The sequence below is a fragment of the Streptomyces sp. NPDC048483 genome, assembly GCF_040651455.1.
Lineage (GTDB): Bacteria > Actinomycetota > Actinomycetes > Streptomycetales > Streptomycetaceae > Streptomyces.
The window spans coordinates 1-21,870 of record NZ_JBEZJZ010000132.1; the positions used below are offsets into that span (position 1 = coordinate 1).

Sequence of the window (21,870 nt, forward strand, 5' to 3'; positions counted from 1 at the left end):
CTATTTTTTGGCCCCCCCCGGATTGGGTTGGGGGGGGGGGGGGCGCCGGCCCCCCCACCCCACCCTGCCTGCACCACAACCGCTCAACGCGCACCACGCATCGCACGACGAGAGGCAACATGTCGCCCTCCCGCGCCCGGACCACCACCGCGCTCGCACTGCTGCTCCTGGCCACCACCGCCTGCACAGCCGCGCAGCACGAGTCCACTCCCGCCTCGCACCCCCCGCCGGTGTCCCGGCAGGCCCAGTATCTCCGGCTGCCACTGGACGCCTACGCCTCGGCCGTGGCCGAGACCCACGTCGTGGAAGACGCACAGGACATCCTCATGCGCCGGTGCATGAAGGACCTGGGCATGGAGTGGAAGACCCTGCCCCCGGTGGACGCGCAGGACACCGAGCCGCCGAACCTGCGACGGTACGGAGCCGACGAGGTGGAAGCCGTCCGCTACGGATACCACCCGCGCCCCGACCCGCCGTCGGTGGTACGGCGCAACCGCGCCTGGGACGAGCGCGAAGCGCTCCCGGCCGCCGTGCAGCGCGCGGCCTACGGCCCCTCCGGCAAGGGAGGCTGCCGCAAGACCGCCCAGCGCCAACTCGTCGGCGACACCGCCCCACTCGACTACCACGCCTTCAACCAGCTGACCGGCACCGCCCTGGAAACCTCCCGGCGGACCCCCGAAGTACGCGACGCCCTGCGCACATGGCACACATGCATGGCGAAGGCAGGCTTCGACTACCCGGACCCCTTCGCCGCCGCCGACAACGAACGCTGGGAGACGACCGAGCCCACGGCGACCGAACGCGCCACCGCCCGCGCCGACGTGGCCTGCCAGAAGTCGGCGAAGCTGGTCACGGTATGGGCAGCGGCCGAGACCCGTATCCAGCGTCGCCTGATACGGCAGAAGGAGAACACCGGCCGGCTGCACAAGGCGAAAGCCCGCAAGGACCGCTGGATGGCAGCGGCCCGTCGCGTCCTGGACCGCGAGGGCCGCACGCACGGCCAGCATCACGCATCCGACCAATAGCCCCCACGTATCCGATCAATAGCCAACCAAAGGAGTTCTTCATGCGTATCAGTCACCTAGCCACTACCGGCGCCGCCGCTGCTGCACTCACGCTCGGCGCCGCGCTGCCGGCCTCCGCCGACGGTCACCCGGACCTTGCCGCGGCCAAGCCCAACCCCAAGGTCCAGGTCTTCGAGCGCCCCATGTTCCAGGGCAGGCACGCGATCTTCACCCGCAGCGTGCGGAATCTGCCGGCCCGCGGCTGGGACCGCATCGGCTCCGCCAAGAACAAAGGCAACCGCACGGTCACGTTCTACCAGCACAAGGACTACCAGGGCGCCCGCTACTCCCTGGCGCCGGGCGAGCAGCAGTCCCACCTCGGCGACCACGACGACCCCGAATCCCTCCGCTTCCCCTGACGGCGAGCCGCTGACGGGCGGGGCGGACCGGGCAACCGACCGAGGCGGAAAGCGCCGTGGTCTGGCCGACGATCGAGAGCGCCGCCCCCAGGCCCGACCCCGCGGCTTCCTGATCCCGGCGCTCGATCCAGTCCACTGATTCCGAATCACGTGATTCTGTATGGCGGGGGGCGCCTTCAGCAGCTGCCGCGGTCGTCATGCCCGGATCTCTCTGTGTCGCCGCCTGAAGGTGTCCCAAGTTGCCTCCGGGAGCCATCTGGGAGCCGACCCGCTCCCCGAGCCCTCCCGACACCACGCGAAACCTACCGAGTTCGATGCCCTGACCTGCGCAAATAACGTACGGCCAGGCGTCGATCCGGTGCGGACCTCATTCGGGACGAAGAGGTCGTGGGTTCAAATCCCCCGCGCCGAAAGCGTTCCCTGCGTGAGCCATGCGTGAGCGTTTCAACGTCGTGGTGATCTGGTGGGGCGGCGCCATACCCGCCGGACGATGATGGAGGAACTCGGTACCGAGACGACGCTGACCGAGGAGACAGAACCTGGCCGCACGCGGTCTGGTTCTTCGGGTTCTCCTTGGCGTCCTCACTGCTCACACCCGTGTTAGTCGGTCGTTAGCGGAGCGGCAGCCTTGCAGTAGCGGCCCCGGTCAGAGTGGGTGACGTATCGAGAGACAACGACACCGACCGCCCCGGGGGACCCGAAAATGAGCTCCAGCACCAGTGTTCGCACAGTTCGCCGCCGCACCCTGCGCATTGCCGCCGCGGCCCTGACCGCAGCCGCCGGCCTCACCCTCACCGCCTGCTCCGGCTCGGACGCCGCCGACGCGAAGTCCGCGGGCCACACGAGCACAAGCTCTGCCGCCGGCAAGTCCACTGCCTCGGGCTGGTCCGGAGTGCAGAGCTCCGATGCCAAGGCGAGCACCGGCGCCAAGGCCGACACCAAGGCGGACGCCGCGGGCAAGCAGTCGGGCGGCACGCAGTCCGCCACGACCAATGCGGCATCCCCGGTCCGCACCCAGGCCCTGGTGGACGGCAGCACAGCCAAGATCTACGACCTCGGCTCCCAGCGCTACCGCGCCAAGATCGTCAGCCACGGTTCGGTCGTGGCCACGATGGAGACGACGGGGCAGGACGCCGACGCCGGGCTCGACGCCAACGGCATGTTCGTCGTGCTCACGATGGGCGGCGAGGCCCACTCGTGGATGGGCGGCGAACACCAGGGACCGGGCACCTTCAAGCTCGCGGGCGGCTGGAAGGCCAAGGTCACGAAGGTCGGCGAGCTGCGGTACCGCGCGCAGATCATCGGCTACGAGGGCGTGGCCGCCACGCTGGAGACGAAGGGACACGACGTGGGGGTCGACGCCAACGGCGCGTACATCGTGCTCAGCAACGGCGGCGTGATCAGCGCCCACAAGTAAAGGCCCGCCCGGCCGCGGCGGTGCAGCCACCTCCGGCGAGGCAGCTCCACCGCCGCAGAGGCGAAAGCGTTCGAGTGTCCCCGCAGAGTCGGAAGCGGCGAGCCGGAGCACAACCAAGACCCGTCGAACACCGCACAGCGCGACCCCGCCGTCACACGCAAACCCCCGCCGGATCAGGCCGGCAGGGGTTCCTCACCTCTCACGCGCTCTCACCAACAGGGTTGACGCCCCTGTACACAAGGTCCTGACCTGCCAATTACGCCCAAGTCCTGGACCACCTGGACCACCTGGACCGCACAAGACACGATCTACAACCTCCTGCTTGTTCTTCCGTTTGCGCACCCGCCGCCCGGCGAACAGCCCCTGGTACGCCCCCGGTCCTCGGGCCGTACGACGAACAGCGCCGGCCCCGCCGTCAGCCGGTCCAGCCGATGCGCGGGCTGCAGCGTAGGCAGCTTGAGATCACGCCGCAGCCGGGCCGGCGCGGTCTCGGTGACATGCCGCCCCCGCGGCGTCGTGGCAAGAAAATGCGGCTTGTCCGCCACCACGATCCGCTCGTCCCGGTGGACCACCCCCACCCGCCCGACCCCAACGGCCCCCGCAAACCGGTCGACCAGATGCTCCCGGACCGTCCCCCAGACCCACCCGGATCGGCCGACAGCCGCACCCGCACGGGGTCGATTCCGTCGCGCTAAGGGAGCGGGGCGGGGGAACGGGCGATCTGCGTCTCATGAGGGCAAGGGGACCTCGCCGCACCGGGAATTCTCAAGCCGGGGGTCGGGGGCCGGGGGCCGGTACCAGAGCTCCGGTGCCCGGTACAACGAGACGCCGTGCGGCCGCCTGCGTTACCGGAACCGGGCAGCCGTCGTCGCCTCGGACGCGGGTTCGCCTGCGGTGGCCGGACCACGCTCGGGCTCGGGCTCGGGCTCGGGCTTGGGCTCGGCCAGCATGGCGTAGATCGCCAAGGACAGAGCCATGCAGATTCCCGCGCTCGTCCACAGGACTGTCTGCCACGCACCGGTGAGCCCGTGCGTGACGTAGTCGAAGAATGCCGGCCGGTTTTCGGTCGGCAGCCCGGACAGCGCACCGGTGAGGTCGCCCGCGTTGACACTGTTGGCCAACTCACCGGCGCCACCGCGGTAGGCGGGGAATCGTCGCAGCCCATCGCCCAGCCCGTCCCGTACGAGATCGACCAGTGCTGCCCCGACCGCAGCGATGACGACGGCCTCGCTGCCCAGCCGCAGCGTGTTGAGAAAGCCGGCCGCTGTTCCGGTGGCCTCGGGAGCCACGACGTTCAGCACCGCGCCATCGACCAGGCCGAAGTTGAGGCCGAGCCCGACGCCGAGCGTGATCATCGGCCCGGCCAGTGCCGCCAGGCCCACACCTGGTCGAAGGACGAGGGCGAGCCACGCGAGACCGATGGTCAGGCACATCAGGCTGAGGCCGAACACGGCCCGGGTCGACAACCCCCACTTGATCAGCCTTCCGGCAAGAAGCGGGGTCACCAGGATCGGCAGCGCCATCACCAGCATCGTGCTGCCCGCCGCCCGGCTGCCGGCGCCGTTCGCGACCATGAGGTAGTTCGGCAGCAGCGGCAGCAGGATCACGAACGAGAACGTCACCACCACGGGGATCAGACACAGTGCCATGAACCTGGCGTTGCGCAGCAGCTTCAGATCGAGCATCGGATACCGGGCGTGCCGCTCCACCAGGACGAACGCCACCATCAGCGCCGCTGATCCGGCCAGCAGGCCCAGTACGCCGGCGCTGCCCCACCCCCACTGAGGCCCTTCCACCGTGCCGAGCATGAGCAGGAAGAGACTGCTGACGAATGCTGCGGTGCCCAGCCAGTCCACCCGGGCCGCCGTCACACTGCGTGACTCGCCCAGGAACGGGACGGCGGACAGGACCAGCAGCATCAGCACCGCGTGCAGCCCGAAAAACGCACGCCAGCCCAAGGTGTCCGCCAGCGCCCCTGCCGCCATGGCTCCCAGGGCGAGTCCGCCACCTGTCACGATGCCGACGGCCGAGAACGCCCGGTGACGCGCCGCACCCTCGAAGGTCGCGGCAAGGAGCGAACACCCGGCGGTCAGCAGCGCGGCAGCCCCCAAACCGGCCAGGCCGCGCGCCGCATCGAGCAGGAAGATGTTGCTCGCCGCCGCGCTCACCAGCGACGCCACAGTGAACAGCACCGCACCCACCGCGAACACACGGCGTCGGCCGAACAGGTCGGCCAGCGACCCGCAGGCGAGCATGCAGCTTGCGAAGGTCAGGTTGTAGCCGTGCACCGCCCACTGCAAGGCGTCCAGCGACGCACCGGTGTCCCGCCCGATATGCGGGAACAGCACCCCCGCCCCGGTCACCGAGGTCGGAAGGATCAGCAGCGTCAGCAGTACGGCGGACAGCGCGACGGCGGGTTTCGGCCGTCGCGCGGGTCCGCCCGCGCGAAGAGTCATCGTCGTACCGTCCTTCGTCATGCCGCGGGTACGCAGCCGGCGAGGCCGCCGTCGACAATGAGGTCCTGACCGGTGATGTACGAGGCGTCGTCAGAGGCCAGGAAGGCCACGGCCGCCGCGATGTCATCGGGGTGGCCGAGGGAGCCGAGGGGCACCTGTGCGGCGTCGCGTGCCTCGGCACCGGGCTCGGGGTTCGCCCCCCGGTACATGGCCGTGTCGATGTAGCCGGGACTGACGGAGTTGACCCTGATGCCACGCGGCGCCAGATCGGCGCCGAGCGTGCGAGCAAGGTTGTGTACGGCGGCCTTGCTCGCAGAGTAGACAGACGCGACGGACAGCCCGCGGTGCAGGGTCCACGAGGCGTTGATGACGACGGCACCGCCGTCCCGCAACAGCGGCAGCGCCTTGTGAATGGTGAAGAAGACACCCTTGAAGTTGACGTCGACGGTGTGGACGAAGTCGGCCTCGGTGATCTCGGCAGCGGGCTTGAAGATCCCTACGCCGGCATTGGCGAAGACGGCGTCCAGACCGCCCCGCCAGGTCTCCACCCGCCGCATCAGGTGATCGAGATCGGCCAGGGACGACACGTCGGCGCGGACCGCAAGAGCCCGCTCGGCGGCGTTGAGCCGGGCAACGGCGGAGTCCAGTCGGTCCTGGTCACGACCGGTGATGACGACATACGCGCCCTCGTCCAGCAGCCGCCGTGCGGCAGCGAACCCCATCCCGCTGGAGCCGCCGGTGACCAGGACCGTCTTGTTCGTGAATCGGTTCATGACGACGATCCTCGAGCGGCTCGCCGAAGGCCGGCAGTGTCGGCTGAGCCTGGGTCTGCCACCACCACCCTGGGCCCGCGGACTTCAGGCCGCTCCGGACTCCCGTACGCCCAGCAGCGCGGCCAGACGGGCCTCGGTGCCGGTCCCGGCCGCAGGGGTGTAGAGCAGCAGTCGATGGCCCGGCAGGTCCGCAAGCGGCAGTGCGGTGTACTCAAAGACCAGCTCACCGCCTGCCGGATGAGCCAGTGCCTTGGTGCCCTCGGTCGCGGTGCCGACGGGATGCTCCGCCCAGACCTCCGCAAAGGCGGGGCTCGCCGCGCACATGTCGGCGGCCATACGGCCGAATTCCGGGTCGTCCGGGTAACGGGCCGCATCCGCCCGGAACTGCCCGACGATCGCCCGCGCGGCGTCCTCCCAGTGGCAAATCTCCGACCGAAAGCGGGCGTTGGTGAAGAAACTCACCAGGCAGTTGTGGTCGTCCTCGCCGTATCCGAACACCACACGGGCGGCACGGTTGACCGCGGCCAGATGCCAGTGCCGGTCGATGACGTAGGCGGGACGCGGCAGCCAGCCGTCGATCACCCGCAACAGCTGGGGCGAGATCTCCCGGGCGGCCGGAGACGACTGCGGCGGGTTCAACCCGGCCAGCAGATACAGATGCTCCCGCTCCGCGCCGTCGAGCCGCAGCACCCGCGCGACGGCATCCAGAACGTCGGCCGACACATTGATCTCCCGACCCTGTTCGAGCCAGGTGTACCAGGACACCCCCACCCCGGCCAGCACCGCCACCTCCTCCCGCCGCAATCCTGGCGTACGGCGCCCGCCACCCCCGGGCATCCCCACATCCCCGGGCGTCAGCCGCGCTCGCCGCGACCGTAGGAACTCACGCAGCTCGGCGCTGCGCCGTCGCCTTGCGTCCACAGAAAGTCCGGAGATACTCATCCGCCCATGCTAGACAGCGCCGTGGCGGCGCCCCACGGCACCCGAGCCAACGCCCCACGTCCCGGGGGCCCACCCACGGCCACATCGGAGAAGTCCTTGTACTCCTCGTCGCAGCGCTTGCCCTTCTTGAGCGACGGTTTCGGCTTGGCCTCGGCCTGGTCCATGCCGGGAAGCCCGGTCAGGGACACAGCGCAGGCCAGCGCTAATGCTGTTGTCGCCCACCAGCGGCGCCGGCGAGATCGTATGTACTGGGTCACACAACCCCCTGGAAGCCCCAGGTCAGTCAGGTGCCCGTCGCGGCGCCATGGGCCCCGTGTTCGTTCGGCGCGCTCGGGCATCGTTCGACGGAGCGGTGCCGGTGCAGCAGGACGCGCCCATGGCCGCCTCGCTGATCGGCCAAGGCGGGGTCCGGATGAACCCACTCACCATGGCGTCGGTCGCGGCCACCGCCCGTTCGGGATCCTTCCACCAGCCCTACCTCGTCGACCCGTCGGTCGACGACCGGCAGCTCGCCAACTCCTCCCGCGCGCTCTCCGCAGACACCGCGAAGCAGCTGCGCTCCCTGATGCGGCTGACCGCGACCTCAGGCACCGCGGCCGAGGCGATGGCCGGGCTCGGCGGGGAAATCGGCGCGAAGACAGGATCGGCGGAGGTCGACGGCCAGAAGAAGCCCAACGGCTGGTTCACGGCCTACCGGAACGACCTGGCCGCGGCAGCGATCGTCCCCGCGGGCGGGCACGGCGGTTCCTCGGCCGGCCCGGTCGTCGCGCAGATCCTGCGCTCGGCAAGCTGAGGCGGTACGCCCGTGGCTCGCCGGACCTCACCCATTCCGCCTCGGCCGAGCCGCTCATTCAGCCGGTATCGGTCCGCAGGCTTCACGGTGCGTACATGGCAGCAGCCCGGATCCTGCACCACCGAGCCCCGTCCTGTTCCGCCCGGGGCTCGGTGGTACACAGCAGCGTCACTCTCTATCGTCGGCCGCAGAGGCGTATGCCGACGGAGCGCGCTGGACTCACGTCACGCGGCCGCGTCTATTGCACGTCCACGAAGTCGCCGGTCGCTTTGACCGCCGGCGTGGTGGAGGTACCGGCGAAGTTCCAGCGCCAGTAGCCGTCCTCGGACGCCGTGGCTGAGGTTGTCAGGTCGCCGGTGCTGGAGGTGTAGACCGTCTTGACGGTGGTGTACGTGGTGCTGCCCGCCTTGCGGAACTGAAGTTTCACCGGCTGGTTGGTGTAACCCCGGTAATCGAGCGTGTCCCAGTTCGCCCGGGTGAGCTTGCCGGTGACGGTGAGAGTCTTCCCCTTGGCGATCGGCTCGGGGCTCGCGTTCACGGTCAGCTTCGAGTGCCGCTGGAGGCGCGTGCGGGTGTAGTCCCACCTGTCGGTCCAGTCGCCGTCGTTGGCCGATACCTGGACCTCCACTTTCCAGGAGCCGACGTCGGCGTTGGCGAGCCACCAGTCCGGTTCGAAAGTGAAGGTCTTCGAGCAGGTGGAGGTGGTGGAGCTGGAGGCCACACAGTCCGCGGGGGTGGTGTCCTCGTTCGGCTTGATGTAGCCGTCGGGGCTGTAGTACGGGTCCGCGCCGTCCGGACCTCGCCACAGGCGGAAATCGGCGTCCCAGATGCCCGACGGGTCAGTGGCGGTCACCGACACCGTGACTGTCTTGTCCACCGTGTCGACGACGATGTCCTTGCCGCCGTTGACGGCGACGCTGGTGATCTGGATGTCGCCGTGGGTCTCGTCCGCGTACGCCGCCGGAGCGGCAAGGCCGCCCAGCGCGGTCGCAGCTGCGACAACGGCGAGGAGTATGCGTCTTCGCATCTGTCTCCCTCAGAGAGTGAAGAGAAGCACCTGCCGGGAAAGTCGTGGCAGGCAGAACACGCAACTTTAAGGCCGGCAGACTTTAGTGAGTTGGCGGGGCGCTGTATGGCGGAGCTCCCCCCTTGCAGAGCGTGGCGTTGCTCGCGCGTACCTCCGCGGGGCGTCCGACGTTCGCGCCATGCCCCGGGGGCCGAGGCGGGCTACGTGCACCGTCAGCTCGGCCGTAAGTCAAGTGTGTGTGGCCGCCGAGTAATCCGACGTCCTGCTCACGCCCCCGCCGGGGCGACGCGGCGAAGTGTGTGTAGGGGACCAGGACCGGCTTCCTTCTTCTCCCGCAATAGGCTTCGGCTAGGAGAACCAGCCTTGGAAGGACCGGTCTCCTTCCTCCGGGTCGGGCTGCCGCCGAGCCCGCACCGCCAGCAATCGCTCGACCGAGCGTTGCCACTTAGCGGCAGGCGTCGGCTGCCCCGTCTGCGCCCACGACGGAAGGCGACGCTTGCGCCGCCGCGGCTGGTACGGAGGGCGGTCCCGGGCCTCGGCCGCCGCGCCGAAGAAGTCGCCGCCCTTGCGCTTGAATTCGTCCGTCCCCCAGGAGCGGCCTCGCTGCTCCGACGGCACCTTCTTCAGGTGCGGGATGTGCTTGGCGCAGTGGATGTACGCCTCCTCGACCGTGACCTCGACCCACACCTGCGCCCGGCGGCCGGGCACCGGGTCGACCGGCAGCTCGGGCCGGGCGCGCCGCATCTCCTCGTCGGACACGATCCGGGCCCGCCCGTTGACGTGCAGCCCGATCCGGCCCTGCAGGAAGTCGACCATCAACATACCGACGTGAGGGTTCTCCACAATGTTGCCCAGGCTGGCGAGCACGCCGTTGCCGCGGTACTCCGGGTAGGCCAGCGTCCTGTCGTCGAAGACCTGGAGGAACCCGGGCGGGCCTGCCCGGTAGGTGCTGTCGCACCCACCGTGCTGGTCGGAGGTGGCCAAGAAGAACATCTCCTGGCGGGCCACGAACTCGCGCATCCGCGCGTTGAGCCGGTCCAGGACCTGCTCGTCGTAGAACTTGCCGGCACGGGCCGTGGTGCCCATGCGCTCCTGGAGCTCGTGCTCGCCGTCGCTACCGGGGCGCTCGCGGAAGTCCGCGGTCATGGGATCCGCCGTGGGCATGGGGCCTGCCGAGACCATCCGGTCTTGCGTGTCCACCCGATCATCCGTGGGCGCCCCCTGATGAGTACCGACCGCCTTGGCGTTCACCTGCACGTCCACGTCAGCATCTCCTCCGTCCCCTGATCCCGTGCCGTGATGAGGTCTTCGCGGGAGTCGTGCCAGCTACGGTCGAAGGCAGGCCGATCTCCAACAGGGCGTCGACGCTGTTGCGGACCATGCCGGGCGAACCTGACAGCCAGGCGTCGTACGCGTGACAGGAGTCCCGGTACGGCCGCCTCGCCACGAATTAGGCGGCAAACCCAGCTTCGGGTCAGCAGCCACCCGCGGCCGGACCGAGCTCGACCATACCGGGCTCGGGTGAATCCACAAGCTCGGCTCTTGAAAGCATCCGAAAGGCCGAAAATTTCCCGCAGTTTCCCCGATTGGGGCTGAGTGGGCAACGCACACTCTTGCTGTACCTCAGTCGGCTTTACACCAATTCAGAGGCTTCAGTTAGATCCCTGCGCCACAACCGAAGGGCTGAGCAGCCGAGATGGTGATCGACCTTCATCACGATCGACAGCGGAAGGCCACGATTCACGAGAAATCCACCACCGCGCATAACCGTTGCCGCACGGACACGATGGACACAACGTCTACACCGAATCTTCGTCACCTACAGATATTCGCTGCCCATTGTGTGCATCGACTGACGGCGCCGCAGCTCTGCGCATGGACACTTCCATTGGGCCCGAAAGCGCATCCGAGCCCATGGGTTTTTCACAGTGTTCGGAACTCTTCATAGTCTCTTCGCGGCCATGCCTCCATCATCCAGGGCGGCGCTGATGTCGCCGCTTGCGGCAGCTATGGGAGAGCCTTCGCCCCGTCCGTGCTAACACCCACCGAGGTAGCCCTCGGCCGCTGCGCGAGCCCGGTCAACGAGCAAACCGCCCGGCGTGCCCTTCACGTGCCAGATACGACGGACAACAAGGGTCAGCACAGGCCACACAGAGCCGTCGAACCCCGCCTCCCGGTACGTCATTTTCCTAGTTCAGAGGCTTGCACAGGTCCGAAATCCCCTGATTCCCAAGCGCAGAGCGCGGTTCGATTCCCGCCACCCACTCCAGAGTTCAGCCCCAGGTCAGCGGTCCGGGCTAGTTCATCGTCTAGACCCTTTTGTCCGTGTGCCATTCGCGTGCCAAACGTATCGATTACCGCACCGAGTTGACCCTCAGATTCGCGAGGTCCGACCCTTGCTTGTGGCCCGCGGTTTCGCTGTCCCCGACCGCCCCCGGCTCCCGCCCTCAATTGCCCCCAAGCTCGTCATCCTGTGCGCGGGCGATGAGGAGGGCGACGTCGTCGTGGTTGTCGGGGTGGCGCAGGGACCGCAGGAGCCGGTCGCAGGTGTCTTCGATCGGGCGTTGGGGGTCGTCGAGCAGGGTGAGGAGCTTCTTGAGTCGGTGGTCGAGGTGTTGGTGCCGGGTTTCGACCAGGCCGTCGGTGTAGAGGACCAGCTGGTCTCCGGGGTTGAGGTCGAAGGAGGTGGTGTCGAAGGTGACGCCGCCCACCCCCAATGGCACGCCGCTTGGTACATCGAGCAGCTCCGGGGCCTGGCCAGCGCGTATGCGGACGGGAGGCAGGTGCCCGGCGTTGGTGATCTGGCATTGCCGGTCGTTGGGGTCGTAGATGACGACTACGCACGTGGCGATGTAGTGATCGAGGCGGGCAGTGATCTTGTCGAGCTGTTCGAGCAACCGGTCGGGGGATAGTTCGAGTTCCGCCAGGGTGCTGGTGACGGTACGCAGGCGGCCCATGGTGGCGGCGGCGTCGATGCCGCTGCCCATCACGTCGCCGACGATGAGCGCGGTCTTGTCGTGGTCCAGGGGGATGACGTCGAACCAGTCGCCGCCGACTTCGCTGGCGGCTCCGGCCGGCTGGTAGCGGGTGGCGACCTCCAGGCCCACGGTGGGTGGCGGGTGTTCGGGCAGCAGGCTGCGCTGGAGGGTGACCGCGGTGTTGCGTGCGCTCTGGTACCAGCGGGCGTTGTCGATCTGGACGGCTGCCCTGGCTGCCAGCTCGCGTGCCAGGACGACGTCGTCCTCGGTGAAGGGCAGGGGATTGCGGGTGCGTTTGAGGTCCAGTGCGCCGAGCACTTCTCCGCGGGCGATCAGTGGCACCGCGAGATAGGAGTGGAGGCCCGCCAGGGACAGGAGCGTGACCGCCTCGTCGTCGCGGGCGATGCGGGGCAGGTCCTGGTCGTCCACGCGGCGCACCATGACCGGGCGGCTGGTGTGCACGCACTGGGCCACAAGGCGATCGGCAGGGTAATGGGCAACGTGCCCGGGCGGGTCGGCGGCGCGGAGAGCTGCGGTGGGGTGGTCGGTCTTGACGGCCAGGGCGCGGAGGATGGCGGGGCCGGTGGGCGGCAGGTGGGCAGAGCTCCCGTGCAGGACGTCGTCGAGCAGGTCGACGGCGGCGATGTCGGCCAGGTCGGGCACGGCGACCTCGGCCAGTTCGCGGGCGGTCCGGTCCAGCTGCAGCGTGGTGCCGATGCGCGCCGAGGCATCGGCGATGACGGACAGCCGTCGGCGGGCGCGGTCGGCCTCGATGCCCGCGATATGCCGCTCGGTGACGTCCATCACCGATACGGCCACACCCAGGACCGTTCCTGCGGCATCCTCCAGCCGATGGTACGAGACCGACCAGGCGTGTTCCTGGTCCGGGGCCGCGGGGGTGCGGCCGAGGGCGGGCTGATCGATCAGAGGGTCCCCGGTGTCGAGCACGTGGCGCACCGCGGACTCGATGGCGTCGACATCATCCAGGAAGGGCAGGACTTCGCGGACTGTCCGGCCGAGGTGTTCTTCGGCGGGTATGCCGTTGATCTGCTCCAGGGCCGGGTTGACCGAGACATATCGCAGATCGGTGTCCAGGACGGCCAGGCCGATCGGGGACTGCGAGACCATCCGTACCGACAGTGCGAGATCCCGCTCGACCTGTCGTACGGTCGCCTTGTCACTGGCGATGCCGAGGGCGTAGAGGTCGCCACGGTCGTCCAGGAGGCGCATGTTGCGGAACTCCACCAGCCGGGTGCTGCCGTCCTTGTGCCGGACCGGAAAGGCGCCGGCCCAGCCGCGGCCGGTCGCCATGACCTCCTCGAACAGCTTGAGCACCGTACCGAGATCCCGTTCGTGGACCATGAGCTGCCCTGCGTACTGGCCCAGCGCCTCCGGCGCGGTGTAGCCGAACAGCTCCTCGGCCTGCGGGCTCCACAGCACGATGCGGCCCTCGGCGTCCAGAACGACGGCCGCCACACCCAGCACATCCAGCAGCCCACTGGGCTGCAACGACCCGGAGGCCAACTCGTCGGCATTGGCCCAAAAGGGCCCGGCAGTGCTCATCCCAGGCGCCTCCGCCCGTTCCACTACGAACTGTCGACTCAAACTGTCTCCGGCCCGCATCACTCATCCGCGTCTCTCCGCTGACTCCATGGTCTCCCCGGACCGGCCAGTAGCACAGCCCTGCACACCGGCAGATCATCACATAGAGCAGTCACGCGGTCACTCTGAGCCGCTCCTCAGTGCACGCGTCCTTTCTTCTTCCGTTCCGGCTTCTTCGGCGGAACGGAAGACGGGGCGGTCGTCTGGTCGGCCGACGCTGTGGTGCGAACCGTCGGCTTGGTCGAGGGCGAGGTGCTGGTCCTCTGTCCGGTGGAGGGTGGGGCACTGCTGCTTGCTGGCGCGGAGGTGGCAGGGGAGGCGGAGGGCGAAGAGGTGGTGGGGGCCGAGGGATCGGTCGACGGCGGTGACGAGGTACCCGACACCGTGGGGGACGGCTCGGACGGACGGGAAGACAAGTACTCCCCGTCCGAATTCATGGTCATGCCGACCGCGACTGAGACCGCGAACACAACGGCTCCGGCCGCGCCGGCCAGTACCTTGCTCCGGCCAGCCCCAACTCCCCGCACCAGGAGGGACTTGGGCGCGGCGGAGGGTGGGCTGGTCTTCGTGCGGCTGTCGGCTCGCAAGGGCGGCTGGGGCTGCTCGGCCCGCCAGGCGGCGAACCAGCCGGCTGTCTGCTCGAGCGTGGGACGTCGGCCGGGCTCCTTGGTCAGCAGCCGCAGCAGATACTCCTCCATCGCCCCCGGCAGTCCGGGGCGCAGCCGTCCGGGTGGTGCAGGCGGCACGTCCACGTGCTGGTAGACCACCGCCGTCGGGATTTCTCCCTGGAATGGCGGGCGACCGGTCAGTAGCTCGTACAGGACGCAGCCCAGGGGGTACACGTCGGATGGAGGTCCCGCGGGACGGCCCAGCCCACGCTCCGGTGCCAGATACCGGCCGTCCTCGGCTACGCGCGCCTTATGCGCACTCATGCTTCTGCACGAGAAAGTTACGGGACCGTTGGCCGATCCGCGCGCAGGACGAGTTCCGGCTGGCAGGATGATCCTCATGCCATACGCGTACCGGTATGGCCCGAATGCCTGGGGCCATCCGGCTCCAGATCCCCGCCATGTCCGTCTTGGTTGGCCCAATTGCGGAGCCAGGCCCGGAGCGCGATGCATACCGCGACCCCCTGGTGGCACCCATGTGGCACGCCTTCGGGCCGCAGGAATCGACCCCGCAACCGTGGAAGGCACCGCCGCGTACGGTCGCGCACAGAACGCGGCCGCGCAAGCTGAGTGGCGCAGACAGATGACGGAAGAAACCGTCACCCTGATCGAAGGGGTTGGCGGCTGGGACGCCTGGGTGCCCCCGAACCGGGAGGCCGCTCCGGACTGGATCGAAGCGTGGCGTGAGCATGGGGAGTCGCCAGAGGCCCTGGAAATCCGCAGCGAGAACCCCCGGCCCGCCGCCCAGATGATGGCGCGGATCGAAGACGCCGGGAGTTGGCGCACCTGATTCCTTGGCCCACATGGAGCGAACGGCTTCAGGGACCAACGTCAAATGAAGGACGCTTCGATGGACGGGGCTCGGCATGGGTGATCGAGCCGGTAGGCCCTGCCGCTCTCGCCGGTTCTGCCGACCGCCCCGCCGGACACCGTCGCATGGCCGCTCCCGCCGCTTCCGCTGTGCCTTGGCGAAGCCCATTTCCCACAGCGCCGCGTTTCCTGCCGCGCTCCGTGCGCGGCGCTGGTCGGGAATCACTTGGTATCGCCGCCACGCTTCTTGCAGGGACTGTGAAAGCAGCCTGGTTTCTGGCGTGTTACTCGCTCTGCCAGTGCTTCTTCACCGTCCGGAGTGGCGGCAGGACGGTCAGAGGCGGCGTATCCGTGCGGCTATTCCGTGTCCGACCAGCAGGTAGATCACGGCCGGCAGACCGTAATTGAGGAGGACGCGAAGACCTTCGGTGTCCATGGTGAAGATGTCCTGTGACCACCAGGCCAGCCCGTCCGCCATGCTTTCCACGAACTCGACAAAGACATTGGCGCGGTTGGCTTCGAGCAGGTAGAGCAGGATCCACAGACCAAGGAACACGGCGGCGATGTCGGCAATCGTGTGAATGACCAGGGCTGTCCGCCTCGCAGGGGAGCCGTCCCGGTTGCGCTCGGAGCGGTGGCCGCCACCCTGGTTGCGGTCGTATGGCTGGTTTCCTGGCATGGGTCCGGTGTTGCTCACTGGAGTTCCAATCTGACGCGTACACCGTCTTGGCGGTAAGGGCGAGCGGCCACAGCCAGGGTCGCTCCTTTCGCGAAAGAGGAAACCGTGCCATGACCGCATATGGGCGCTGCACACACACCCACGTCCACCTCTGCGTCGAAAGGGTGCCACCACGTTACTGACCAAGGTAATAAATCCGATATGAGCGCTTTCGATTCCACTAGTAGCTCGACGTGCGGGCGTGGCATTTGATCAACCGAAGAGCGGAAGCAGATGCGCCGATTGATCACCGACGCTCGGCGCAGTCGACGCAAGGCCCCCTTCCTCCACACGGCGCCCGCACCTTCTCCCCCTCCCTCCGGGCGCACTCCAAGCGGAGATTCGGGTCATCCCTGCCACTCGGCCGTCACGGTGAACTCGCCCCGGATGCCGTCGCCGACCATGCCCGGCTGGCAGGCGGTGTCCTGTGAGTCAGCCCGGCCGACTCAGCTGTCCCCGGGAGCGTCTGCCGCATCCCGGTGTTGCTGCTCGCCAAGAACGACACCTGCGTGGGCCCGGTGTGCGAAGTGCTTTCCGGGGGGGGGCTTCTAGGTCATGCCCCCGGAGCACAGGGGGATAATTCCTGGCCCGCCCTATGCGTTCGTCGTACCTGATGCCCCGAATGCGGTCGATGCGGCCGATACGCAGAAGGCGGAGTCGATGCCCAGAAGATGAGGACATCTCACACCATCTCATGTCGTTCAACTCACCGGACGCCCAGCAAAGCGTAAATGCAGATATGCCCGCAGAGGGGCTGCACAGGTATTTTCCCGGAAGATTGTTCTGTAGATCCCATGCGAGGGGTTTTGCCGCCTCTGGAGCAGCGAAAACGCAGGCCAGAGCGGCTTGAACGGTGAATTTCGGGCGGGCGGAAAACCGGACAGTAAGTTGCCGGACGCTCTGCTGACGTGATTGCATCCTGCGAGCACACGACGTCGCTGTTTCTGCCCGGTATCGGGTGCCAGGCGACGCCGTGTCGACAGGATTTCCATTACTGCTAATCCTGTCGGAGCGAATTCAAGAACCCAGAACATTGAAGGGAAGGGCACGCCATGCGCAAGGGCTTCACCTCTCAGATAGACGCCTGCGAGATTTCCGACAGCGAGCTGGACGGCATTTCCGGTGGACTCGCCAGCGCCGGGGCCGAGGTCGCCGGGCACGGTGGCACTGTGACCGTCGGCGATGCCGTCGGGACCGCCCAGTCCCAGGTGCCCGCCCTGCCCGTCTCGCCGTTCTCTGGCCTGGTCACGGTGCACACCACCGGCTTCTGACCACGCCGTACAGGCAAGGCTCGAACCCCGGGACCAAGCGTCCCGGGGTTCACCCATGTCCGGCTGCCGACGCAATTCCGCACACGCCCCGAGTCAACTCAGCACAACTCAACTAAAGGCACCGTGACAGCCGGGGCAACCCGCGGCATCGCCGTGGTCGGCGGCGGCTCCCTGGCGCGCCACCTCTGCCACTCGCCGGCGACCGCCACCGATCCTCCACCCGGCAAGGTGACCGGTGCTCGCCCGCTCCCCGCGGGCCGCTGCGGAGATCGCTGCCATCTCCAACACGCGGGCGTCGATCTCCGAGAGCGCCACCCGCTTCACTGCAGAAGCACTCGGCGCGGCAGACCGCGAGCGGGCGGCCCGGCTACTGGAACGCATCCGGACGCGGTCGATCCCCTGCTGCACCCCGAAGGGCTGCCGGTGCTGTGCGGAATCGGAAACTCGCCCACCCTGTCGTCGTTGCAAACAGCCCTGGATCCGCCGACCGGGCAGCGGCTGCTCCTACTGGTCCACCATCTGCACCTGCCCGCCCCGGCCGACCAGGTACGAACGCCGGCACTGGGCACGCCGCCGCGGCGTTCGTCACCCGACTGGCCGCCGACGAGGACATCCGAGCCGGCGCGCCAGGACCGCTGGGACCGCTGGGACCGCCCAGCGGCTGGAGCGGCGCGCGCAGAATTGCCGGTCAAAGGCTCGCCGTGCGTGAGCGATGCGTGAGCGGACGGCGCGGCATCGTTTCCGGACAACGGCAGAGCGGCGGCCGAGACGGGAAAGGATCCGCGGAAACGGTGATGTCGGCGGCGTCGGTAGAGGTGAGAAGGCCGGTTAGGAGCGCGAGGCCCACGTTTCGGCCGCGGGCGTTGGGGTGGACGTAGACGGAGTGCTCGATGCGCCTCGGTCGAAGACTGGCACCACGGCGCGCAGCCCAGCACCCGACCGTCGTCGAGGGCGACAAGACGGTGCCTGGCAGGGCGTTGGTCAGCCCTGCCCGCCCGCATCGTCACCGCTGCCCTCCCTACGCCGTCGAGAACGGCGAGCCGGAGCGCAGAAAGACCGCGTCGAACACCACGCACCAGGAGCATCCTCGAACGCAGAAACCCCCGCCGGAGCCAGCCGACGGGGGTTCCTCAACTCTCACCTGCTATCACAGGCGTCTCACCAACAGCGTCGACGCACCTGGACCACAAGCATCTGACCTGCGAAAACGCTCCTGATCTAGACCACGTGGACGGCGCAAGACGCTTCCGACAACCTGTGCCAGGTGGGACCATCACAGTTCAGGGCGGGTGGTCACCACCCTGCGCGGCCACGGCGAGCAGGTTCTCGCCCTGCGCCAGCAGCGTGTGAGCTTCACCGCGCACGGCGGTGTCGGCCGTCCCAATGGATCCCGACCGCCGCAGGGCACTGGACGACGCGCCAGCAGAACATCGACGGATGCCTCGCGGGCACCGACCTGTTCCTGGACGCGTGACCACGCCGGCCTGCCGAACAGCGATGGGCCGGGCTTTGTCGGGATCCAAAGCCACTGGTCAGATACGGTGACGGAATGACCGAGAGCCTGCCTTCCGACGTGGCCGACGTGCTTGCGGCGATCCTGGACTCGGACGATCCGGTTCATGCCGCACTCCGCAGGCAGGTTCCGCACCTCAGAGTGCGAGCTCGCTGCACATGCGAGTGCGGTACCGCCTACTTCGAGCTCGACACCAGTGAGGTGGAGCCCGCCCCCACCGGCCCCAGCACTGTCGTGGCGGCCGAAGCGCAGCTCGTCACCGAGGCCGGTGAGTGCCCCGGCGAGGTCCTGGCCTTCACAGAGGGCGGCTACCTGTCGTGGCTGGAAGTCTGTTCATGGAGCGACGGCATCGAAGTGACGCTGGCCTCCGCGCGTCGTTGGCTGCAGCCACGCTCTTGATCCGTGCCGGCGGCGTTCCAGCGGTCTGCGACTGCACGACACCACGACCCGACGGACATCACGAGTTCACGTTCGGTACCTCGTCCCACGCCCACGATCCGAGCCGCGGATGCAAGGGGAGGTCATCTCAATTGGCCAGTAGGCGTTGGCAGATGAGGGTGCAAGCGATGCTGGTGAAGACCAAGAAGTGGGCAGGTTTGCGTTCGTAGCGGCGGTGGAGTCGGCGGCAGCCTGCGAGCCAGGCCATGGCGCGCTCGACGGTCCAGCGGTGACGTCCCAGCCGTTGAGAAGACTCAATGCCCTTGCGGGCGATGCGGGGTGCGATGTTCGGACTGCGGGGCCATTTCCGCAGGTGGTCGTAGTCGTATCCCTTGTCGGCATGGAGCTTGGCTGTCATGCAGGGGCCGAAGGCCGTAGGCACCTGCCGCCACCCTCCGACGCTGCCGGGGTGGAGTTCCCGGACGGGCATGTCGTCCCCCATCGTGAACCGGAGGGGCTGGAGGAGGGCGATCATTCCGACCTGGAGACCCGCTACTTCGCCTCCCGAGTCGCCGTCCCCAAACTGGTCAACAGCCTCAAAGGCATCTCCGCCCGGTACCTGCGACGCGGGTGCACCGCAGTCATGAACCGCGCCATCATGCACCGACACCTGTGTTCGCCGTCCTACTTCTCCGCTTCCTGCGGAGGCGCACCACTCGCGATCATCCGCCAGTACATCGAGCAGCAACAACGTCCGCTCCGACCTGCGGGTCAGAGCAGTCTTGAGATGCGTGAAGGCCCCGCACTGAAGGGCGGGGCCTTCACGCAAGATCATCGGTAAGCGGGGCGCGTGGGGCTGAGGCTTCCCTTCGGGAGTCGGTGGGCAGCAGCGGACGACGGCCGTGCGAGCGACGGCGCCGGGCTGGACTCCCGGCTCTTTCACGATGGCTTCGACGACGGAATCCGCCCCTCGCTCGCTGTCGGCATCACTGGGGACCGGCCGGCTACCGCACCACCGCTACGAGCGGAACCCAGACAACTACCTGGCCTTTCACGGATCGGCAGATCGGCAGATCGGCAGCATCTCTCTGCCGCTACAAACACTTCTGAAATCTCACCATGTAGGACACCACCTAAAACTCTCGCTTCCGGTCCGCTCTTCACTTCATTGACATGTACATTTCGGCGGCGGACGAGCGGTGGGGCACGTGTTCGACGGCGTCGAAATCGGCACCCGTGGAATCTGGCGCCAACGGAAAAGGGAATACAGATGAAGGCCGGGCAACGAAAGGCGGAGGCAGGGCCGAAGTGTCGGCGTGAAGTGTCTACCCAGGTCAACTACCTTTCGGTGCGCCGGGATGGCCGGGTGGATCTGGAGGATGCGGGATCGCGACGGGGCGCGTTCCGGCCCTGTGCGGAATGCTCCAATCCGGTAACTGGCCCGCTACGGGACTGGACCAGCCACTCGGCCAAGCGTCCAATTCTATAGGGGTTTTGGTAGGTATTTAATGCGCCAAGCGGTGGTAACGAGCTGGTAAAGTGCTGATCGCGGCCATCGCACGACGGTGCCGCGGTGGCGTGGCGTACCCCGAGGTCGTGGTACCCGGCAGGTCGTCGCCACGCCGACAACTCTCTTCCGACCCGACCACACCGCGCCCGGCAATGCCGCATAGGCGCAGGAGGCAGGCCATTATGAAGTCACTGATCGACAACGCGCGCTCCTTCTCGGCCACGCACGTGGCGGACCCCCGGCACGCCGAGACCTTCCGGTCCCTGGAAGCCGGGCAGTCGCCGGAGGCCCTGTTCATCACATGCTCGGACTCGCGCGTCGTACCGGCTCTGATCACCGGGGCACGCCCCGGCGAACTCTTCGAACTGCGTACCGCCGGCAACATCGTCCCGTCCTACCCCGGCGACGACTGCCACACCGGTGAGGCGGCCACCATCGAGTACGCCGTCCGCGTGCTCGGCGTCCGCGGCATCGTCGTCTGCGGGCACTCCCACTGCGGCGCGGTGGGCGCCGTGCACCGGGGCGACGACCTGACCGCCGTCCCCGCTGTCCGCGGCTGGCTGGAGCACGCCGTGCCGCCGCACGCGTCCGTCCGCTCGGTGACGGCGGACTCGCCCGATGTGGCGGAGGCCGTACAGGCCCACGCCGTCGCGCAGTTGGAGACCCTGCGCCACTACCCCTGCGTCAGAGAGCGGATCGACGAGGGGACGCTCTCCCTGCACGCCTGGTACTACGAGGTGCACACGGGCGCGGTGACCGTGCACCGGCCCGAAGAGGGCGACCTGTCGTTCGGACCCCTGTGAACCGGCCCGCAACGAAGACCAAGGGATCCTCTGCGATGTTTTCCGCCTTTTCCGCTTTCAAGAAGCCGGCAGTCCTCCGCCAGGACCTACTCGCCTCACTCGTCGTCTTCCTCGTGGCCCTGCCGTTGTGTGTCGGTGTGGCCGTGGCGTCGGGCGTGCCTGCCGAACTCGGCCTGATCACCGGCATCGTCGGCGGTCTGGTCGTGGGCTTCATGCCCGGAAGCAGCCTGCAGGTCAGCGGACCCGCCGCGGGTCTGACCGTGCTTGTCTTCGAGGCCGTCCGGGAGTTCGGCCTGGGCATGCTCGGTGCCCTCGTGCTGGCCACCGGAGTGTTCCAGATCGCCCTCGGACTCCTGCGGTTCGGCCGCTGGTTCCGGGCGATCTCCGTCGCGGTCGTGCAGGGCATGCTGGCCGGCATCGGACTGGTGCTCCTCTTCGGCCAGTTGTACACGATGGCCGGCGTCGCACAGCCGCGCTCGGGCGTGGACAAAATCATCGGCATCCCGGGGCTGGTTGCCGACATTGCCACCAGCAGCTCCGCCCTGACCGCCTTCGCGGTCGGCCTCGGCACCATCGTTGTGCTCATGGTGTGGAAGAAGCTGCCAGCCAAGGTGCAGGTGGTCCCCGCGCCGCTGGCCGCGGTGGCCCTGGCCACGACCGCCACGGCGGCCGGCGGTCTGGACGTCGCCAAGGCGTACGGCCAGCGCGCGGTACAGCCCGCCCTTGTCGCCGAAGTGCCGGTAGAGGATCGGTTTGGTGATCCCGGCCTCGGCGGCGATGGCGTTCAT

17 protein-coding genes and 5 pseudogenes are annotated in these 21,870 nt (G+C 68.2%); 10 read left to right on the top strand and 12 right to left on the bottom strand.

Features of this window, described 5'->3' with window-relative positions; all coding sequences use genetic code 11:
• Positions 1-119 precede the first annotated feature (119 nt).
• From AB0D04_RS37640 to AB0D04_RS37650, 3 genes are all read left to right on the top strand, one after another.
• Positions 120-1,025: a hypothetical protein gene (locus tag AB0D04_RS37640; protein WP_362711914.1), complete on the top strand. Its 906-nt coding sequence runs from the start codon at positions 120-122 to the stop codon at positions 1,023-1,025.
• A 41-nt stretch (positions 1,026-1,066) separates the two neighbouring features.
• Positions 1,067-1,423, top strand: a complete 357-nt coding sequence (locus AB0D04_RS37645; RefSeq protein WP_362711915.1) for a beta/gamma crystallin-related protein — start codon at positions 1,067-1,069, stop codon at positions 1,421-1,423.
• Between the two features lie 703 nt (positions 1,424-2,126).
• On the top strand, positions 2,127-2,840 hold the full coding sequence (locus tag AB0D04_RS37650; protein WP_362711916.1) for a hypothetical protein: 714 nt from the start codon (positions 2,127-2,129) through the stop codon (positions 2,838-2,840).
• A 333-nt stretch (positions 2,841-3,173) separates the two neighbouring features.
• On the opposite strand, the pseudogene AB0D04_RS37655 reads toward AB0D04_RS37650, so the two are convergent.
• From AB0D04_RS37655 to AB0D04_RS37675, 5 genes and pseudogenes are all read right to left on the bottom strand, one after another.
• Positions 3,174-3,522 (bottom strand): annotated as a pseudogene (locus tag AB0D04_RS37655) (pseudouridylate synthase); the annotation flags it as partial.
• Between the two features lie 163 nt (positions 3,523-3,685).
• The gene (locus tag AB0D04_RS37660; RefSeq protein ID WP_362711917.1) at positions 3,686-5,296 is read right to left on the bottom strand and encodes an MFS transporter; all 1,611 of its coding nucleotides are present in this window, start codon (positions 5,294-5,296) and stop codon (positions 3,686-3,688) included.
• Positions 5,297-5,313: 17 nt separating this feature from the next.
• Positions 5,314-6,069, bottom strand: a complete 756-nt coding sequence (locus tag AB0D04_RS37665) for a glucose 1-dehydrogenase (protein ID WP_362711918.1) — start codon at positions 6,067-6,069, stop codon at positions 5,314-5,316.
• Positions 6,070-6,153: 84 nt separating this feature from the next.
• Positions 6,154-7,011, bottom strand: a complete 858-nt coding sequence (locus AB0D04_RS37670) for a helix-turn-helix transcriptional regulator (RefSeq protein WP_362711919.1) — start codon at positions 7,009-7,011, stop codon at positions 6,154-6,156.
• Complete coding sequence (locus tag AB0D04_RS37675; protein ID WP_362711920.1) at positions 7,008-7,199, bottom strand: hypothetical protein; 192 nt, start codon at positions 7,197-7,199, stop codon at positions 7,008-7,010. Before AB0D04_RS37675 ends, AB0D04_RS37670 begins: the two co-directional genes overlap by 4 nt.
• A gap of 149 nt (positions 7,200-7,348) precedes the next feature.
• Between AB0D04_RS37675 and AB0D04_RS37680 the strand changes: the two are divergent.
• A pseudogene (locus AB0D04_RS37680) lies at positions 7,349-7,804 on the top strand (penicillin-binding transpeptidase domain-containing protein); the annotation flags it as partial.
• A 238-nt stretch (positions 7,805-8,042) separates the two neighbouring features.
• On the opposite strand, the gene AB0D04_RS37685 reads toward AB0D04_RS37680, so the two are convergent.
• The 4 genes from AB0D04_RS37685 to AB0D04_RS37700 form a co-directional block, all read right to left on the bottom strand.
• Positions 8,043-8,831, bottom strand: coding sequence for a calcium-binding protein (locus AB0D04_RS37685; protein ID WP_362711921.1), 789 nt, complete (start codon positions 8,829-8,831; stop codon positions 8,043-8,045).
• A gap of 348 nt (positions 8,832-9,179) precedes the next feature.
• Entirely contained in the window at positions 9,180-9,977 is a 798-nt protein-coding gene (locus tag AB0D04_RS37690) for a pyridoxamine 5'-phosphate oxidase family protein (protein WP_362711930.1), read from the bottom strand.
• A gap of 1,301 nt (positions 9,978-11,278) precedes the next feature.
• Positions 11,279-13,372: a SpoIIE family protein phosphatase gene (locus AB0D04_RS37695; RefSeq protein WP_362711922.1), complete on the bottom strand. Its 2,094-nt coding sequence runs from the start codon at positions 13,370-13,372 to the stop codon at positions 11,279-11,281.
• Positions 13,373-13,548: 176 nt separating this feature from the next.
• Positions 13,549-14,532, bottom strand: coding sequence for a hypothetical protein (locus tag AB0D04_RS37700; RefSeq protein WP_362711923.1), 984 nt, complete (start codon positions 14,530-14,532; stop codon positions 13,549-13,551).
• 64 nt (positions 14,533-14,596) lie between these two features.
• Between AB0D04_RS37700 and AB0D04_RS37705 the strand changes: the two genes are divergently transcribed.
• The gene (locus AB0D04_RS37705) at positions 14,597-14,869 is read left to right on the top strand and encodes a hypothetical protein (RefSeq protein ID WP_362711924.1); all 273 of its coding nucleotides are present in this window, start codon (positions 14,597-14,599) and stop codon (positions 14,867-14,869) included.
• A 354-nt stretch (positions 14,870-15,223) separates the two neighbouring features.
• Here AB0D04_RS37705 and AB0D04_RS37710 read toward each other — a convergent pair whose 3' ends face one another.
• Positions 15,224-15,568: a hypothetical protein gene (locus AB0D04_RS37710; protein WP_362711925.1), complete on the bottom strand. Its 345-nt coding sequence runs from the start codon at positions 15,566-15,568 to the stop codon at positions 15,224-15,226.
• Between the two features lie 1,091 nt (positions 15,569-16,659).
• Here AB0D04_RS37710 and AB0D04_RS37715 point away from each other — a divergent pair.
• Together AB0D04_RS37715 and AB0D04_RS37720 are read left to right on the top strand one after the other, a co-directional pair.
• On the top strand, positions 16,660-16,878 hold the full coding sequence (locus tag AB0D04_RS37715; protein WP_362711926.1) for a hypothetical protein: 219 nt from the start codon (positions 16,660-16,662) through the stop codon (positions 16,876-16,878).
• A gap of 1,549 nt (positions 16,879-18,427) precedes the next feature.
• Positions 18,428-18,790: a hypothetical protein gene (locus AB0D04_RS37720; protein ID WP_362711927.1), complete on the top strand. Its 363-nt coding sequence runs from the start codon at positions 18,428-18,430 to the stop codon at positions 18,788-18,790.
• Between the two features lie 127 nt (positions 18,791-18,917).
• Here the strand turns inward: AB0D04_RS37720 and AB0D04_RS37725 are convergent.
• Positions 18,918-19,178, bottom strand: a pseudogene (locus tag AB0D04_RS37725) (transposase); the annotation flags it as partial.
• A 60-nt stretch (positions 19,179-19,238) separates the two neighbouring features.
• Between AB0D04_RS37725 and AB0D04_RS37730 the strand changes: the two are divergent.
• The 3 genes and pseudogenes from AB0D04_RS37730 to AB0D04_RS37740 form a co-directional block, all read left to right on the top strand.
• Positions 19,239-19,610, top strand: a complete 372-nt coding sequence (locus AB0D04_RS37730; RefSeq protein WP_362711928.1) for a transposase — start codon at positions 19,239-19,241, stop codon at positions 19,608-19,610.
• Between the two features lie 851 nt (positions 19,611-20,461).
• Positions 20,462-21,082, top strand: coding sequence for a carbonic anhydrase (locus AB0D04_RS37735; RefSeq protein ID WP_362711929.1), 621 nt, complete (start codon positions 20,462-20,464; stop codon positions 21,080-21,082).
• A 35-nt stretch (positions 21,083-21,117) separates the two neighbouring features.
• A pseudogene (locus tag AB0D04_RS37740) lies at positions 21,118-21,759 on the top strand (SulP family inorganic anion transporter); the annotation flags it as partial.
• Between the two features lie 15 nt (positions 21,760-21,774).
• On the opposite strand, the pseudogene AB0D04_RS37745 reads toward AB0D04_RS37740, so the two are convergent.
• Positions 21,775-21,870, bottom strand: a pseudogene (locus AB0D04_RS37745) (helix-turn-helix domain-containing protein); the annotation flags it as partial.